Annotated in this window: 16 protein-coding genes; 5 read left to right on the forward strand and 11 right to left on the reverse strand. The window is 32.4% G+C overall.

Annotated features, from left to right (window positions below; genetic code table 11):
* Positions 1 to 49: 49 nt before the first annotated feature.
* Positions 50 to 1618 (forward strand): protein adenylyltransferase SelO, encoded by a 1569-nt coding sequence (locus tag AC4FQ3_RS03330; RefSeq protein ID WP_491180855.1) that lies wholly within the window; start codon positions 50 to 52, stop codon positions 1616 to 1618.
* Between the two features lie 142 nt (positions 1619 to 1760).
* Here the strand turns inward: AC4FQ3_RS03330 and AC4FQ3_RS03335 are convergent, their stop codons facing one another.
* Together AC4FQ3_RS03335 and AC4FQ3_RS03340 are read right to left on the reverse strand one after the other, a co-directional pair.
* Positions 1761 to 2726: a YpdA family putative bacillithiol disulfide reductase gene (locus AC4FQ3_RS03335; RefSeq protein ID WP_491180856.1), complete on the reverse strand. Its 966-nt coding sequence runs from the start codon at positions 2724 to 2726 to the stop codon at positions 1761 to 1763.
* 7 nt (positions 2727 to 2733) lie between these two features.
* Complete coding sequence (locus tag AC4FQ3_RS03340) at positions 2734 to 3207, reverse strand: CYTH domain-containing protein (protein ID WP_491180857.1); 474 nt, start codon at positions 3205 to 3207, stop codon at positions 2734 to 2736.
* 195 nt (positions 3208 to 3402) lie between these two features.
* On the opposite strand from AC4FQ3_RS03340, the gene AC4FQ3_RS03345 reads away from it, so the two are divergent.
* On the forward strand, positions 3403 to 4311 hold the full coding sequence (locus tag AC4FQ3_RS03345) for an OmpA family protein (RefSeq protein ID WP_491180858.1): 909 nt from the start codon (positions 3403 to 3405) through the stop codon (positions 4309 to 4311).
* 19 nt (positions 4312 to 4330) lie between these two features.
* A complete protein-coding gene (locus AC4FQ3_RS03350; RefSeq protein WP_042566932.1) occupies positions 4331 to 4882 on the forward strand; it encodes a helix-hairpin-helix domain-containing protein in 552 nt (183 codons plus the stop codon).
* A gap of 48 nt (positions 4883 to 4930) precedes the next feature.
* On the opposite strand, the gene AC4FQ3_RS03355 is transcribed toward AC4FQ3_RS03350, so the two are convergent.
* The 9 genes from AC4FQ3_RS03355 to menD all read right to left on the reverse strand — a co-directional run bounded on the left by AC4FQ3_RS03355 (position 4931) and on the right by menD (position 14601).
* Positions 4931 to 5977 (reverse strand): o-succinylbenzoate synthase, encoded by a 1047-nt coding sequence (locus tag AC4FQ3_RS03355; RefSeq protein WP_491180859.1) that lies wholly within the window; start codon positions 5975 to 5977, stop codon positions 4931 to 4933.
* Positions 5978 to 6079: 102 nt separating this feature from the next.
* A complete protein-coding gene (locus AC4FQ3_RS03360) occupies positions 6080 to 7282 on the reverse strand; it encodes a tetratricopeptide repeat protein (protein ID WP_042566930.1) in 1203 nt (400 codons plus the stop codon).
* A 41-nt stretch (positions 7283 to 7323) separates the two neighbouring features.
* Positions 7324 to 7833 carry a DUF2199 domain-containing protein gene (locus AC4FQ3_RS03365; RefSeq protein WP_491180860.1) on the reverse strand — a complete coding sequence of 170 codons (510 nt, stop codon included), beginning with the start codon at positions 7831 to 7833 and terminating at the stop codon, positions 7324 to 7326.
* Between the two features lie 115 nt (positions 7834 to 7948).
* Positions 7949 to 8626 carry a metal-dependent hydrolase gene (locus AC4FQ3_RS03370; RefSeq protein WP_491180861.1) on the reverse strand — a complete coding sequence of 226 codons (678 nt, stop codon included), beginning with the start codon at positions 8624 to 8626 and terminating at the stop codon, positions 7949 to 7951.
* Positions 8627 to 8655: 29 nt separating this feature from the next.
* Positions 8656 to 9618 carry a 1,4-dihydroxy-2-naphthoate octaprenyltransferase gene (gene menA / locus AC4FQ3_RS03375; RefSeq protein ID WP_491180862.1) on the reverse strand — a complete coding sequence of 321 codons (963 nt, stop codon included), beginning with the start codon at positions 9616 to 9618 and terminating at the stop codon, positions 8656 to 8658.
* 105 nt (positions 9619 to 9723) lie between these two features.
* The gene (locus AC4FQ3_RS03380; protein WP_035681238.1) at positions 9724 to 10557 is read right to left on the reverse strand and encodes a 1,4-dihydroxy-2-naphthoyl-CoA synthase; all 834 of its coding nucleotides are present in this window, start codon (positions 10555 to 10557) and stop codon (positions 9724 to 9726) included.
* A gap of 903 nt (positions 10558 to 11460) precedes the next feature.
* A complete protein-coding gene (locus AC4FQ3_RS03385) occupies positions 11461 to 12315 on the reverse strand; it encodes a CvfB family protein (protein WP_491180863.1) in 855 nt (284 codons plus the stop codon).
* Positions 12316 to 12498: 183 nt separating this feature from the next.
* The gene (locus AC4FQ3_RS03390) at positions 12499 to 12840 is read right to left on the reverse strand and encodes a DUF2853 family protein (RefSeq protein WP_491180864.1); all 342 of its coding nucleotides are present in this window, start codon (positions 12838 to 12840) and stop codon (positions 12499 to 12501) included.
* Between the two features lie 99 nt (positions 12841 to 12939).
* A complete protein-coding gene (gene menD, locus AC4FQ3_RS03395; protein WP_491180865.1) occupies positions 12940 to 14601 on the reverse strand; it encodes a 2-succinyl-5-enolpyruvyl-6-hydroxy-3-cyclohexene-1-carboxylic-acid synthase in 1662 nt (553 codons plus the stop codon).
* A gap of 172 nt (positions 14602 to 14773) precedes the next feature.
* Here menD and AC4FQ3_RS03400 point away from each other — a divergent pair, with 172 nt between their 5' ends.
* Together AC4FQ3_RS03400 and AC4FQ3_RS03405 are read left to right on the forward strand one after the other, a co-directional pair.
* Positions 14774 to 15949: a thioredoxin family protein gene (locus tag AC4FQ3_RS03400; protein WP_491180866.1), complete on the forward strand. Its 1176-nt coding sequence runs from the start codon at positions 14774 to 14776 to the stop codon at positions 15947 to 15949.
* 40 nt (positions 15950 to 15989) lie between these two features.
* Positions 15990 to 16487 carry a GNAT family N-acetyltransferase gene (locus AC4FQ3_RS03405; RefSeq protein ID WP_491180867.1) on the forward strand — a complete coding sequence of 166 codons (498 nt, stop codon included), beginning with the start codon at positions 15990 to 15992 and terminating at the stop codon, positions 16485 to 16487.
* Positions 16488 to 16510: the final 23 nt, after the last annotated feature.

Consider the following 16510-nt stretch of genomic DNA (forward strand, 5'->3'; position numbering starts at 1 on the left):
TTCTAGACATTATAATTATTTAATTTGTGGCAAAAAAAATAAAATTACAATGAAAAATTTAAAAATAAATAATCGGTTTACAGCTGAATTACCCGCAGATCCGGATGAAACAAATGAAATTCGCCAGGTTAAAAATGCATTATTTTCATACGTAAATCCAACAAAACCTACTGAACCAAAACTAATTCATGCCTCTGAAGAAGTTGCTGAATTGGTTGGAATTTCTGTAGATGAAATTCAGTCAGAAGCCTTTTTGAATGCATTTTCAGGAAAAGAAATTTTGCCGGAAACAAAACCTTACGCCATGTGTTATGCCGGACATCAATTCGGGAACTGGGCTGGACAATTGGGTGATGGACGTGCAATTAATCTAACTGAAGTTGAACATAATAATGAGTTTTTTACCCTTCAGCTAAAAGGTGCAGGAAAAACTCCATATTCCAGAACTGCTGATGGTTTGGCCGTTTTGCGCTCTTCGATAAGAGAATATTTATGTGCCGAAGCCATGCATTATTTAGGAGTTCCCACTACCCGATCACTTTCGCTAATGTTGTCTGGAGATCAGGTTTTACGAGATATCTTATACAACGGAAACCCTGCTTACGAAAAAGGTGCCATCGTTTGTCGTGTTGCTCCGTCTTTTATTCGTTTTGGGAGTTTTGAAATGCTTACAGCCCGAAATGAACTTAAAAATTTAAAGCAATTTGTTGAATATAATATCAAACATTATTTTCCTGAAATTACAGGCGAGCCAAAAGAACAATATATACAATTTTTCAAAAAAGTTGCAGATACCACCCGCGAAATGATTTTGCATTGGCAGCGTGTTGGTTTTGTGCATGGTGTAATGAATACCGATAATATGTCAATTCATGGAATCACAATTGATTATGGTCCGTATGGCTGGCTAGAGAATTATGATCCAAACTGGACACCAAATACAACTGATAGTCAAAACAGAAGATATCGTTTTGGCAATCAGCCCCAGGTTGCTCAATGGAATTTGTTTCAATTGGCCAATGCACTTTATCCTTTAATAAATGAAGCTGAACCTTTAGAAAAGATTTTAGAATCATTTATAAATGATTTTCAATCTGATTATAAAGTAATGTTTTTAAGTAAATTAGGTATTTTTACTTCAACTGAAACTGACGATAAATTAGTTACCGCTTTAGAAACTGTTTTGCAATTATCTGAAACTGATATGACGATCTTTTTCAGAAATTTAAGTAAAATTAAAAAAGAAGATTCTATAGAAGACGCTATTGAAAAAATTCAGGATGCCTTTTATATTCGTGAAGAAATTTCAGGAGACATTTTAGAATCCTGGAAAAAATGGTTTTCAGTTTACCTCGAAAGATTAAACAATGAAACATTATCGGATGAAGATCGTGCACAAAAAATGAATACAATTAATCCAAAATATGTATTACGAAATTATATGGCACAATTGGCCATCGATGCTGCAGATCAGGAAGATTATTCGTTGATAAATGAATTGTACTTGCTATTGCAAAAGCCATATGACGAGCAGCCGGAATTAGAAAAATGGTTCGCAAAACGACCAGATTGGGCACGTTCAAAAGTGGGTTGTTCTATGCTTTCTTGTAGTTCTTAAAAGTTTTTTGCCACGGATTAAAAAGATTTAGATTTAAAAAATAGCCACGAATTCACGAATGATTGCGTTTAATATTTCAAACAAATTTGTGAGTTCGTGGCAAAAATAATCAATAGAATCTTTTAATCTGTGGCAACTTTTTTTATTTCGAAATAATAGAATCTACAATCATATTCGCATGAATGCGTGAGTTTTCAATAAACCATTTATGTGTCTGCATTCCACCGCAAACTACTCCTGCCAAAAATAAACCTTCGACATTAGTTTCCATAGTTTCAGGATTATAAGTTGGTATTTTTAGCTCATCATTAGAAAGCTGAATACCCATTTTTTCAAGAAAAGTCAAATCAGGTTTATATCCCGTTAAAGCAAGAACAAAATCATTTTCAATAGTAACTTTACCGTTTGGAGTTTCTATTTCAACTTCATTTTCCCTGATTTCAGTAATATTCGATTGAAAATAGGCTTTTATACTTCCTTCTTCAATTCGATTTTCGATATCTGGTTTTACCCAATATTTTACGCGATTATTGATTTCGTTTTTGCGAATCACCATCGTTACATTAGCTCCTTTTCGCCAACATTCTAAAGCAGCATCAACAGATGAATTATTGGCGCCAACAACTAAAATATTTCTAAAAGCATATTCATGAGCTTCCTTATAATAATGTCTAACTTTGGGCAATTCCTCTCCCTTCACATTCATTTCTATCGGAATATCGTAAAAACCTGTAGCGATAACAACATTCTTGGCTTCATAAGATTTTTTGTCAGAAGTTATTTTGAAAACCGAATTCTCTTGTTTTTCCACACTAATTACTTCTTCAAACAAATTAATGGAAAAATTAAAATAGCGATGAATGTTTCGATAATATTCTAAAGCTTCCTGACGACCGGGTTTTGGTGCAAGGCAATTAAATGGGATATTTCCAATTTCAAGTCTTTCGGCCGTTGAAAAAAAAGTCATGTACAACGGATAATTGAAAATACTATTTACAATTGCACCTTTTTCAATAATTAAATAGCGTAAGTTTTTCTTTTGAGCTTCAATTGCGCAGGCTAATCCAATTGGGCCGCCTCCAACAATTATCAAATCGTATTCTGTCATAAATCTATTATTTTTCCCAGTCTTTAAAGGGATTTTTGCTCAAATAAGCGTTGTAATATCTTTTATCATTAGTAACTTCTTCTCCAAGCCACTCCGGTTTTTCAAAAGATTCTGTTTCTGATTCCAATTCAATTTCAGCCATTACCAAACCTTCATTTTCTCCATAAAATTCATCTACTTCAAAAACATGCTTTCCGGCTTTTATTTCAAAACGAGTCTTTTCGATTTTACCTTTTTCGCATAATTTTAGCAGTTCCTGCGCTTCATCAAGCGGAATTTCATTTTCCCACTCAAAGCGCGACATTCCACCGTGATGCCCAATTCCTTTTATTGTAATAAATCCCTTAGCTCCCTTTATTCGCACGCGCACCGTTCTTTCGGGAAGTGAACTCAAATAACCTTGTGAAATTTTATTTTGAGTAAAAGCCTGTTCTTTAAAATCATTTGATTTTACAAGAAACTTTCTTTCTATTTCAATCATTTTAACTCCAAATTAAATTTTTACTGCAAGTTACTCATTTTAATTCAGTTTGAAATTGCATTTTATCAATACATTCTAATCAATTTAATCTTGTAATCATCTCAAAAATAGAATGTTATATTTTAAATAACTGATTATTAAAGCATTTTGTATTTATTTTTTTGTTAATTTTGATAGGATCTAAACTTCATTACCATGTCTAAAAAAGCACTTTATCTATTAGGCATTGCTATAACAATTATTTTAGGCACTTTTTTATACCTCAAATTTTGTTGCAATTGCAGTATGAAAACGCCAGCTGTTGCCACCGAAAAAACACCCGTAGCTACCAGTGATACTACTATGGTTCGTTTTATTCTTAATGGTTCCGGAATTGATTTTCGCACTGGTGATAACCTTAAATTCCTCAAAAACAGTGCGGCATTAATTAATCCTGTTAGTGATTCTATAGGAATTGGGATTGAAAATCTTAAAACATTTTTAGCTTCAAATTCAAAACAAAAAGTAATAATTACAGGTTATGCTATTTCTGATGAAACCAACAACTCGACTTTTGAAAATCTCGGGCTTGCAAGAGCAAATGAGGTTAAAAAATATTTTGTTTCTAAAGGTTTAACGGCAAGCCAGTTTGATACAAAAGGGGAAATTATTAAGAATTGGAAAATGATTTCTGATACTCTTATTGGTCCTGTAGAATATAATTTTCCGGCTTTAGATACCACTACGGTTGTTAATAATGAATGGAATACTTTAAAAGAAAAAATCAATTCTGATCCTTTGATTCTATATTTCAACACCAATAAAGCAAGTGATAATTTAAACGCGGTTGAAAAACAAAAAGTAACTGATATTTTGAAATACCTGAAAAATGTTAAAGACGCTGCAGTTTTAATTGTGGGACATTCTGATAATGTTGGAAACCGTGATGCAAATGTAATTTTGGGACAAAAACGGGCTGAATTTTCTAAAGATTATCTGGTGAAAAATGGAATCGATGCCGAACGCATTAGAACCGAATCGAAAGGCCCTGATGAGCCAATTGGAGAAAATACAACCGCTGAAGGAAAAGCAAATAACAGAAGAACTGTTATAACGATCAAATAATAATCAAAAATATACTATTATGAATATACCTTGTATTTTAATACCTGTGCTAGTGGGATTAATCTGTGGAATTTTAGGTTACTTACTAGGGAAAATGAATTCAAAAGGAGATGGTTCTCTTGCAGCTGATTTACAAGCCGATTTGGATGCATGCAAAGCACATACAAAAAGCCTGAATACACGAATTTCTGCTCTGGAAGCCGATTTAGCGGTAAAACTATCCACATCAAAAACAACTCAGTCATTTGCAGCCAGTACAACTCCGGTTTTTCTTTTTGATCAGGATTTGGCAGCATCAGTTTGCAATAAAAAAATAGAAGAGAATGATTTGAAAATTGTAGAAGGAATAGGACCAAAAATTGAAACTCTAATGAATGCTGCCGGAATCAGTACGTGGAAGGAATTATCAGAAGCATCTACCGAAAAACTACAGGCAATTCTAGATGCAGGAGGAGAAAATTATGCGATTCACAATCCTAGTACGTGGGCAAAACAAGCTTTACTTGCCTATGAAGGGAAATGGCAGGATCTGAAAGATTTACAGGAAAACCTAATGGGAGGAAAAGAATAAAAACCAAATATTGATTAAACCTTAAAAACTGGTCAAAAGCCAGTTTTTTTATGCTTTCTCAAGAAAACCAGAATCCCAGTTTTTAGCCTTATTATACCATAATTTACCATTAGAAACTTCAAGCGGGCAATCAATATTATTATTGTAGAGTGCGCCTGTTCCTAAACCTTGCGGCATTTTTGAATTTTGCAGAAAAGTCCATTGTGCAATGGCGTTTAACCCAATGTTACTTTCTAATGCTGATGTAATCCACCAGCCAATATTATATTTATCTGCTAATGTTATCCATTCTTGTGTTCCTCTAAAACCTCCAACAAAACTTGGTTTTAGAATGATATATTGCGGTTTAATTTCCTGCAGTAATTTTTCTTTTTCTTCGAATGAAAAAACGCCTATTAATTCTTCGTCTAATGCAATTGGAAAAGGTGTTGTTTCACACAAGTCTTTCATCGCTTTAATATTACCTTTTTTTATAGGCTGTTCAATACTATGAAGCTGAAATTGATTTAGTTGATTTAATTTATTTAAAGCTTCATTTAAAGCAAAAGCTCCATTGGCATCCACACGAATTTCTATTTGTTCTGCAGAAAAATGGCTTCTTATAAACTGTAGCAATTCCAATTCTTTCTGAAAATCGATTGCTCCAATTTTCAATTTTATACAATTAAAACCATCTGCTAATTTCTCTTCAATTTGCTGTTTCATGAATGAAGCCTCTCCCATCCAAACCAATCCGTTTATGGTAATTGATTTAGTAGTATTGGTAAAATCTGAAGGTAATAATAAATACGGATTTTCACTTTTTAAGGATAAAAAAGCCATTTCAATTCCAAATTGTATAGACGGAAATTCTAATAAAGCTTCCCAAAGTGCCGTTTCTCCTAAATGAACATTCTGGCATGCCCAATTTAGTTTTTCTTCATAATCGTCACGATCATCAGCGCTTAAACCGCGCAAAATACCACACTCGCCTATTCCTTTTTTACCGTCTTTTTCAAGAACAATAAACCAGGTTTCTTTTTCTGTCATAATGCCACGCGACGTTCCCGACGGGCGTTTGAATTCGAGCATGTATTTGTGGTAAGTTGCTTTCAAGTTGGTATGTTTTTTAAACCATATAAGTTATATAAGTTCATTTAAATATTGCGTAGTGACTAACTTAAATTTACTTATATAACTTATATGATGGAAAAATTTTTAATTATAAAGTTTTAAAACTTTTTCAAAATCTTTTGATGGTAAACCTGCTTTTTGGAAAGCGGCAAAATCCAATTTTGTTTTTTCTGTCCAGCTTAAACTGTCAGTAACATTTTGAGTCTGATATTTTTTATAAATCGCTTTTGCTTCGCTATAATCATCACTAACCAAATAAACATGCGCCAGGTTTAATTTGACTAATAGTTCTGTATCGTCTAATTTCTCACCTTCTTTTAATGATTTTATGGCTTTTGCATATTGCTTAGTCAAAATATAACAATAGCCTATAGAACTGTAGTCCAGTGCAGTTGCTTTTCCGTCATTAATTATGGTATTTAATTTAGGAATTGCTTCATTGTATTTTTGTTGCTTTATTAAAACCGAAGCCTGAGTTCTCAAATCATTATAAACATTTTTTGAAATGTCAGCATCTTTGTAGCAAGCGTTACCAAAATCTTTATAAACTTTGTTTTTTTCGATTGGCAATAATTTTTGAAACTCTGAATAACGATATTGTTTTGTTATTTTATCCATAATGCAAACACAAAAATCATCAGAATTGGCCATTTTTTGTGCCATTGTAGATGTTTTGCATAAGCTGATAATTTCATTTTTATTGTCCTGATTCCAGCCTCGATTCAGTTTTGTATCAACCCACGGCACAACTTCCAAAACTATTTTTTGATTTAAAACCCAGTTTTTACTGTGAAAACCAAACCATATTGTATTTACGTTTTGTCCTAAACAAGAAGATTTATCCAGCGATAATCGTTTGGCGTCTTTGCTTACGGCATCAACCTGAGCGTAACAAGCCTTGTCTGTTTTACCGTCTTCAATATACTTTTTTGCATTTTCACCCGAAGTAAATAATGCGTAAGTACAAGTATCGTCCCCGGAAATTTTTGACATTAAAAAAACTGCTCCGGCAGAACCCTGACTTATTCCTGTAGGATCCGGAATTGCTTTTAATACTGAAACTAAACTATTTGCCATTTGTTGGTTTTCGTCCAGAAGAGTAATTCTGTACACGATTTCGGTTGTTCCAACGGGTAAATCTTCAGTTGTCAGCGTGATTCGGTCACGTGCATAAACAATAATTTCTTTTGTCGTGGCGCGTTCTTTGTCCCAATAACCATCTTTTTGTGCAAAAGAGTTATAAGAAACTGTTATTAAAAGAAATAGGGCTATTTGTTTTAAATTCATTTTAGAAAATTTAGTTTAAATATTTCATGCAAATTTCAAGCCTAATTTTTTAGCATTCCCTGAATTCTTTTTTCAGCTTCTTCTTTTGTAATTCCTTCATAATAATCTTTTACAAAAGGATGGTCAAAATCCTGATGAGGAAAAATTTCCGGTCTGTCATTACCACTTTTGGTTACAACGGTTGTAGGAACGCTATTTGAAAATTTATATTGTGGAATATAATTGCAAAGCCACCCAAAATATTGTGTTTCATGATTTTCATTATCAAAATTTTCAAGATAATCTTTAAAACTTTTTTCGCTTAAGGAAACCCAAAAACCATATTCAAGATCTTCACAATGGTCATTAACTTTCTGAATAAGAACACATCTGACAAATCGATCTACATGATCCGGATACTTAATTACACAAAAATCCTGATCGATTACAGCTATTTCTTCCTGTTCCTGAGGTGAAAGATTGTAATAACTGCTTGGGGAATTATAGATTAGTGCAGGCCAACTCTCATGTTCTTTACCACAGCAATCACAAATAAACTTAATATTATCCATATTTGATTAACGCAAAAAATCTTTTTTAAACTTTGATAAAACATGTTCTTTTGTGGTGCCGGATATTTCGAGAACCACAAAAAAACATAGCTAATAGTTTGGAATCAGTTATTAATTACAATTCAATAGATTCTCCGATTCCTAAAAGCATTAAATCTTTTCCTTTATCGAAAAATTTACGGATAGATTCTTCTTTATTGATTTCGATATAACCAAAAGTATCAAAATGATAACCCAAAATTTTATCACATTCTACAAAATCAGAAGCAATTATAGCATCTTCAACATCCATTGTAAAATTATTTCCAATTGGAAGAATTGCTAAATCTAATTTTGTTCTTAAAGGAATCAGTTTCATATCCATTGTAAGAGCTGTATCTCCGGCAATGTATATGTTTTTATGTTCACTTTCTATTACGAAACCACCAGGATTTCCTCCGTAACTGCCGTCAGGAAAAGAACTTGAGTGAATTGCATTTACATATTTTACCTTTCCGAAATCAAAATTCCAGCTTCCGCCGTGATTCATCGGGTGAGCATTAAGTCCTTGTTTTGCATAATAACTTGTGATTTCTGCATTAGAAACAATTACTGCATTGGTACGATTTGCAATAGCTTCAACGTCAAGAACGTGATCGCCATGTGCATGCGTTAATAAAATATAATCCGCTTTTAATGTGTTTATATCGATTGCTGCCGCTTGTGGATTTCCTGTAATAAAAGGATCAACAATTATGTGTTTTCCTCCCACTTCGATACCTAAAGAAGCATGTCCGTAAAATGTAATTTTCATTTGATGAGTTTTTAAAATTGAACTTTATTTTATCTTCCGCCTAAGAAGAGATTAACGATGATGTCTGAAATCAGCGAAATCATACATACCGTTAATAATATAGAAAGTAAGAATGTACTAAGTGCGAGTTTTTTTAATTCCGGATCTAATAACTTAGGATTCTGGTTTTTATAAACGGTAATTAAATGTTTGGTTAAAGGTATGTAAGCCAATAAAAATAAATACTGATCAAAACGATAATCACTCAATATTGCAAAAACAACAACCAAAAGCATCGCTGTTATAATCAATGCAAAATGGTAAATTTTTGCTTTTGCTCCGCCCATTTGAACTACAATAGTATTTTTTCCTGATTTTTTGTCTGATTCTTCATCACGCATATTATTAAGGTTTAAAACCCCAACGCTTAATAAACCAATTGAAACTGCAGGTAAAATTAAAATAGGATCTACTTCTTTCGAATACAAAAAGTTTACTCCCAAAGTGCTTACAAGTCCGAAGAATACAAAAACAAAAACATCTCCAAAACCTTTATATCCGTAAGCAGAATTACCAACTGTGTAACGAATTGCAGAAGCAATTGCAGCAATTCCTAATAGTAGAAAAAATATGGAATATCCGAAATTACTTTCTCCAAAAGCAAAATATATTAAAATAATTGCCGATAAAAGGGTCAATATCGAAGTAATTATAATAGCTTTTTTCATTGCCTGTGGAGTAATGACTCCACTTTGTATGGCGCGTTGCGGACCAACTCTGTCGGCATTATCAGTACCTTTTACACCATCTCCATAATCATTTGCAAAATTGGATAAAACCTGCAAACCAAGTGTCGTTAAAAGTGAAAAACCAAAAATTTTCCAGCTAAAAACTTCAGTTGGTGTATTGATAGTTTCGGTTGGGTTTGATAGGGCGTATATGCTTCCTACTATTATTCCGGAAACTGATAAAGGCAATGTGCGCAGTCTGGCGGCTTCAATCCAATGTTTCATTTATTTTAATTTTAGATTTTAGAGTTTTGATTTTAGATTGTTAGATTCTGAATTAAGATCACAGATTTCAAATCTAAAATCTGCAATCTAAAATCTAAAATATTTCTATGGCAACCATTTATTTTCTCCGAAATTTGGTTTTCTTTTTTCTAAAAACGCATTTCTACCTTCTTTTGCTTCTTCGGTCATATAGGCCAAACGTGTTGCTTCTCCTGCAAATACCTGCTGACCAACCATTCCGTCATCGGTTAAATTCATTGCAAATTTTAGCATTTTTATAGAAGTTGGTGATTTTTGGAGAATCTCCTGAGCCCACTCATAAGCAGTATCTTCAAGCTCATCATGCGGAATTACGGCATTTACCATTCCCATATCCATTGCTTCCTGAGCAGAATAGTTTCTTCCTAAAAAGAAAATCTCACGTGCTTTTTTCTGTCCCACCATTTTGGCCAGATAGGCAGATCCGTAACCACCATCAAAACTAGTCACATCGGCATCAGTTTGTTTAAAAATAGCATGTTCTTTACTAGCCAAAGTCATGTCGCAAACCACATGTAAACTATGTCCGCCGCCAACTGCCCAACCAGGAACAACGGCAATAACCACTTTAGGCATAAAACGAATTAAACGCTGCACTTCGAGGATATTTAAACGGTGTTGGCCATCTTCGCCAACATACCCCTGATGTCCACGTGCATTTTGATCTCCTCCGCTGCAAAAAGAATAAACGCCATCTTTTGTTGATGGTCCTTCTGCAGAAAGCAAAACTACCCCAATCGAAGTATCTTCTTGTGCGTCGTAAAAGGCCTGGTATAATTCTGAAGTTGTTTTTGGGCGAAAAGCATTTCTAACATTGGGTCTGTTAAAAGCAATTCTTGCAACTCCATTACATTTTTTATAAGTTATATCTTCAAATTCTCTGGCAGTAATCCAATCCATTTCTATTTGTATCTTTTAAATAATTATAGTGTAAAAATAAACCATTTTTACATTTTTACCTACTCAATTTACTTTAAGTCTTTACTAAATTGTGGCTGAATGTTAACAAATAGTATTTACTTACAAAAAATAACATTATTTAACATTCGTTTTAAAAAAAAAGAAGTAATTTTACGCCCTAGAAATCAATTAGATACATTTATTTCATTGATTTCAGATTGATTTTCTTTCACTGATTTATTAACCTAAAAAATGATTTTTTTGAGAAAATTTAAAAAATTTGTCGCTCATTTTTTTGGGGTTTTGAATACTAAGACTTTAATTGATGGGCAAATGGTTTATGCATTTGTAAAAACTCAAAGGAGAGATAGTAACACCTAAGGTTAAAAAATAGAATTGTTTACTCAATTTGTCTAACAAGGATTACGATAATGGGGACTTAATTAAAATTGAAGAACTTTCTATAAATATAAATATCAAACAAACCAAATGGTTCTGCCGTGAAATTGATTTTTTGCTTTTGATGCGAATGTTATAAGCTATTTAAAGACATACCAATCACGAAGATGATTTCTAAAATTTTTAAAGTCATTATCTTAATGATTGATTCGAATAATTTTATTTCTGTTTTTTTTTAATTACAATTTTTTTTAAAACTAGAATAAAAAGGGAAAGGCTACTTGTAATGAGTAGCCTTTCCTGTTATAAATGGTTTAAATTCCAAAAAATAAATTCCAAATTCCAGTAAAAAAATAAATTCCAAAACTTAAATTCCAAATTCCAATTTTTGAATTCTGATAAAATAAAAAATCCAAATTCCAATACTTAGGTCAGAATTGGAATTTGGATTTTTTATATTGGAATTTCATCTGTTTGGAATTTGGAATTTAGAAAATTGGAATTTTATTCATTTATAAGATAAATCCCGTCATCTTTTATTTCGATGAGTTTTTCTTTATATAAAGCTCCAACAGCCTTTTTAAAGGTTTTTTTGCTCATTTTTAAGACTGTCTTAATGTCTTCGGGATGAGAATTATCATTTAAGCGTAAAAAGCCTCTGTTGGCACGCAATTCATCTAAAATTTTCTCGGCATTTGGCTCAATACTTTGATATCCCTGCACTTGCAAAGCAACATCTATTTTATTATCAGGACGAATGTTTTTAATATATCCGCGCATTCTGTCGCCGGTTCTAATCGCGTCGTCATACACTTCATCTTTGTATAACAAACCTTTATGTTGCTCATTGATGATTACATTTATTCCTAATTCGGTAATATGTGAAACAATCAAATCAACTTCTTCTCCTTTTTCAACTGTAAGCTGGTCGTTCGATAAAAATTGGTTCAATTTACTTGAAGCCACCAAACGATTTGTTTTTTCGTCCATATAAAGGTAAACCAGGTAACGTTTTCCTTTTTCCATTGGGCGCGCCTGCTCTTTAAACGGAACCAGAATGTCTTTTTCCATTCCCCAATCCATAAAAGCACCAACCTGATTGATGTAATTTACCCGCAAAAGAGCAAATTCATTCAATAATATATAAGGTTCAAGAGTTGTTGCAACCGGACGTTGTTCGTGATCTAAATAAACAAAAACGATAAGTTCTTCGCCTATTTCAAATTCATTTGGAACGTATTTATTAGGTAATAATATGTCGTGAATTCCTTCGGGATCTTTTTCTGGATTCCCCAAAAATAAACCAACCTTGGTATCACGTAATATAGTTAGTGTATTGTATTTTCCTATTTCAATCATTATAATGAGGTTCTGAGTCTCTAAGCGACTAAGTTTCTAAGGTGCAAATGTACGAAGTTTGAAAATGGTTCGCAGAAAAATATTCCAGATAAAAAGTAAAAAGCGCTATTTGCTTCATAATTTTTGTTTTATAAAAAGAAAAAGCACCAAATTAATGGTGCTTTTGTATTTGATAGTTTCAATTTATTTGTAAACACTTTCTTTTTTAAAGTGTACTGTCAGTAAATAGTAAACTACTGCTCTGTATTTGTGTTTATTGGCTTTACCATACTTTTCTAGCACAGCATGAATTGCAGTATCTAATTCAGGACCATTTGGCAAACCTAATTTTTTGATCAGGAAATTTTTCTTAACCGTGTCTAATTCTGATTGTTGGCTTCCTGCAACTGTAGATGCGTCTGTATTGTATATAGATGGTCCGCAGCCTATTGTTACTTTAGTCAATAAATCCATATTTGGCGTTACTCCGCATTTTTCCTTTAAATCTTCTGCATACTTTTTAATTAATTCTTCTCTTGCACTCATAATAAACAGTTTATTTGATTGTTATTTTAAAAAACCAAACTTACATATTTATTTTACAATGACAACAATTTTAACCCAATTTAACTTACAATTTAAAAATTAGATTAATTCCTTAAAAAATTGATTCAAAATGACATTGTTTTCAAAAGTGGGTGTAAAAATCTCCAAAATCCCCGCAGCATTATTTTGGCTATATAATAAATCAATGCTCTCCTTTAAAGAGTTCAAATCATTTGCCGTTAAATAGTTCATTTTATACATCTTAGCCAAATGTTCAGCCGTTAATTGATGTGATGTTTCAAAATATGTATTAAAAACAGGTTTTTCTTCATGACCCGGCAAAATCCTGAAGATCCCTCCTCCTCCATTATTTATCAATATAATTTTGAAGTTATTTGGAATATAAGAATTCCACAAAGCATTACTGTCGTACAAAAAGCTAATATCACCTGTAATAAAAACATTTTGCTTTTTACTCCCTACCGAAGCCCCAATTGCAGTTGATGTACTTCCATCAATTCCGCTTGTGCCACGATTGCAAAATACCTCTATAGAACTATCAATATCAATTAATTGGGCGTATCGAATTGCAGAACTATTGCTTATTTGCAATTGACTGTTTTTGGGTAAAGTTTCAATTATTTTTTCAAAAACCTGAAAATCAGAAAATGGTATTTTACTTAGATATTCTTGTTTTCTTACCTTTCGTAAATCGTAAATCTTGTCGATTTTGGAAAAATAATCACTTTCAACAAATGTTGTTTTAGAAAGTAAATCGGTAAAAAAATCATTTGGCTGCATTACAATATGTTTTGTTTTTGCATCAAATGTATCGTAGGCACGCAAAGTATCTATGTGCCAATGTTGTTGTGGTTTGAATTTTCGTAAAAATGCCTTAATTCTTTTCGAAACTATCATTCCTCCAAAAGTTATTAAAATTTCTGGCTGAAAGTCTTCAAAATCACCATTTTCAAATGGAGTAATTAAAGTATCGATACTATTAATAAAACTTGGATGATGAAGATTAGAAGTCGTTTCTGTCAGCACTACGACCGATGGATCATTTGCCAAATTTTGAATAATTTTATCATCAATAGAATTGGCTTCGTTAACGCCAACCATAATTAATTTACGTTTGGCAGAGTTCCAGACTGAAACTAATTCTTCGCTGTTTTCTATTGTTTTTGTTCCGATAATTTCTTCGGAAACGGTAATTTTTGGATGGATCGAAAGTGTATCTACGGTTTGATAAAGCGGTTCTTCAAACGGAGCATTGATATGAACAGGACCTTTTTGAAGAATCGCCGTTTCAATCGCTTTATTGATTTTTAAATCATTTTCTTCTGAAGCTTCTTCAGTTAAATTAGCATTAAAAACAGAATGATTCTGAAAAACATTTTCCTGACGAATCGTTTGTCCGTCACCAATATCAATTTTAATTTGCGGGCGATCTGCTGAAATAACGATTAAAGGAATCTGGCTGTAAAATGCTTCGGCAAAAGCGGGATAATAATTTAATAATGCTGATCCTGAAGTACATATAACAGCTGTTGGCTGTTTAATTTGCTGGGCAATTCCCAATGCAAAAAAAGCGGCACTACGCTCGTCTGCAATACTGTAACAGGTAAAATTAGGATTTTGGGCAAAACCTATAGTTAAAGGTGCGTTTCTTGATCCCGGAGAAATTATAATATTGGTGATTCCTTTTGCTAAACAAATTTCGATAATGCTTTGTGCAAGCGGTATTTTGGGGTAAATCATTCTTATAATGTATTATTTTATAAAGAAAATCTTTAAGAGTAAGATTCACTTTTGATAGTACAAAGTTACAAACTTCGTACTGGATTTAACTTATAAATTAGGAAGATATTAAGACAGCTTTTGTAAAAAGAGGATATATTTGTGAAACGAAATTCCTAGTAAAAATTACAACATGCGTTTCTTATATATACTTTTTATATTCATTTCAATTCAAACAGTAAAATCTCAAAATCAGTTTATTCCTGATGATGTTCCTTATAAAACAGCTTTGGAAACTGCAAAAAATACAGGAAAACCACTTTTTATAATGCTTTATGCCGATTGGTGTCCGCATTGCAATCAAATGAAAAATGAAGTTTTTAGCGATGCAGCCGTAATGGATTTCCTGAAGAAAAATTATATCTGCGTTTGGAAAAATATTGAAAAGGAAGAAGGTATTACGCTAAAAGACAAATTCAATACCAAATCATTGCCTACTTTTTTATTTTTGGATGATAATCAAACACTTTTATATGCTTTAAAAGGCGAAATGAAAAAAGCTGATTTTATGAGCGAGGCCAATTTTGCTTTGAATCCTAAAATGCAATTGCCTTATCTGGAGAAAGAGTTTTTAGCCGATAAAAGCAATTCAACTAAGTTTTTTGCTTATTTAAACACTTTAAAAAAAGGAAAAGACCGAACAGAATTATCCATTCCAACACATATTTATCTTGAAACGCAATCAGATGTTCAACTAGTTAGCGAAACAAACTGGCGCATTATTGCCAATGGAGTGACGGATATTAATTCGAGGGAATTTCAATATGTTTTAAAACACCAAAAAGAGTTTGCCGCCGTAGCTTCGCAAAATCGTGTTGATCGAAAAATAGAAAGTATTGTAACAGAATTATTGCGCCCTTATGTAGATAATTTAGATACGATAAACTATTATAAACAAAGAGAAATTGCAAAGTCAATTCGTTTGCAAAAAACAGATTCACTCGTTTTTAAATTTGATTTAACTCTGGCCGAAAGAACCGAAAAATGGCAGTTTTATAAAAAAGTTACACTTGAAGATACTCAAAAATTAGTTTGGAATGATGCCAGTTTCCTAAAAGATATTGGACAAACTTATCTGAAACATATTACTGACGAGGAAAGCCTTAAAAAATCAATTTTGTGGGTAAAACATTCTTTAGAATTAAATGATTCTTACGATGGTAATTTGCTTACAGCAAGGTTGTATAATAAAATAAAAGATAAAAAATCAGCTTTAAAATACGCCAAAGATGCCAAAACAATTGCAAAGGAAATGAATTGGAATTCTAAAGATGTTGATGTTTTACTGGCAGAATTAAATAACAAATAAAATTCCAAGATATAAATTCCAAATTCCAATTATAAACATCATGAACATAATACTCAGATCCGCAACTACAGACGACTTAGATAAAATTCTTGAAATTGTAAATCATTCTATTTTACATACAACGGCAAATTATAGTTATGATATTCAGACTCTTGAAGTGCAAACAAAATGGTTTGAGGATAAAAAAACTAAAAACCTGCCTGTTGTTGTAGCCGATTTAGATGGCGAAGTAGTTGGTTTTGGCAGTTACGGACAGTTTCGCGAAAAAATTGGTTATCAATATACTGTTGAACATTCTGTTTATGTTGTAGATCATGTGATAGGAAAAGGCATTGGTTCTAAATTACTGACAGAATTAATTCGTTTAGCAAAAGAACAAGGATATCATGTAATGATTGGCGCCATCGATGCTGATAATGCCGGAAGTATTGCTTTTCATGAAAAATTTGGTTTTGTAGCTACAGGAACGATTCGTGAAGTCGGATTTAAGTTTGATCACTGGCTTGACTTGGTATTTATGCAGTTGATATTAGTTTAAACCGCAAAGCTTTTTACTAATGT

This window comes from Flavobacterium sp. AK-345, assembly GCF_058310175.1.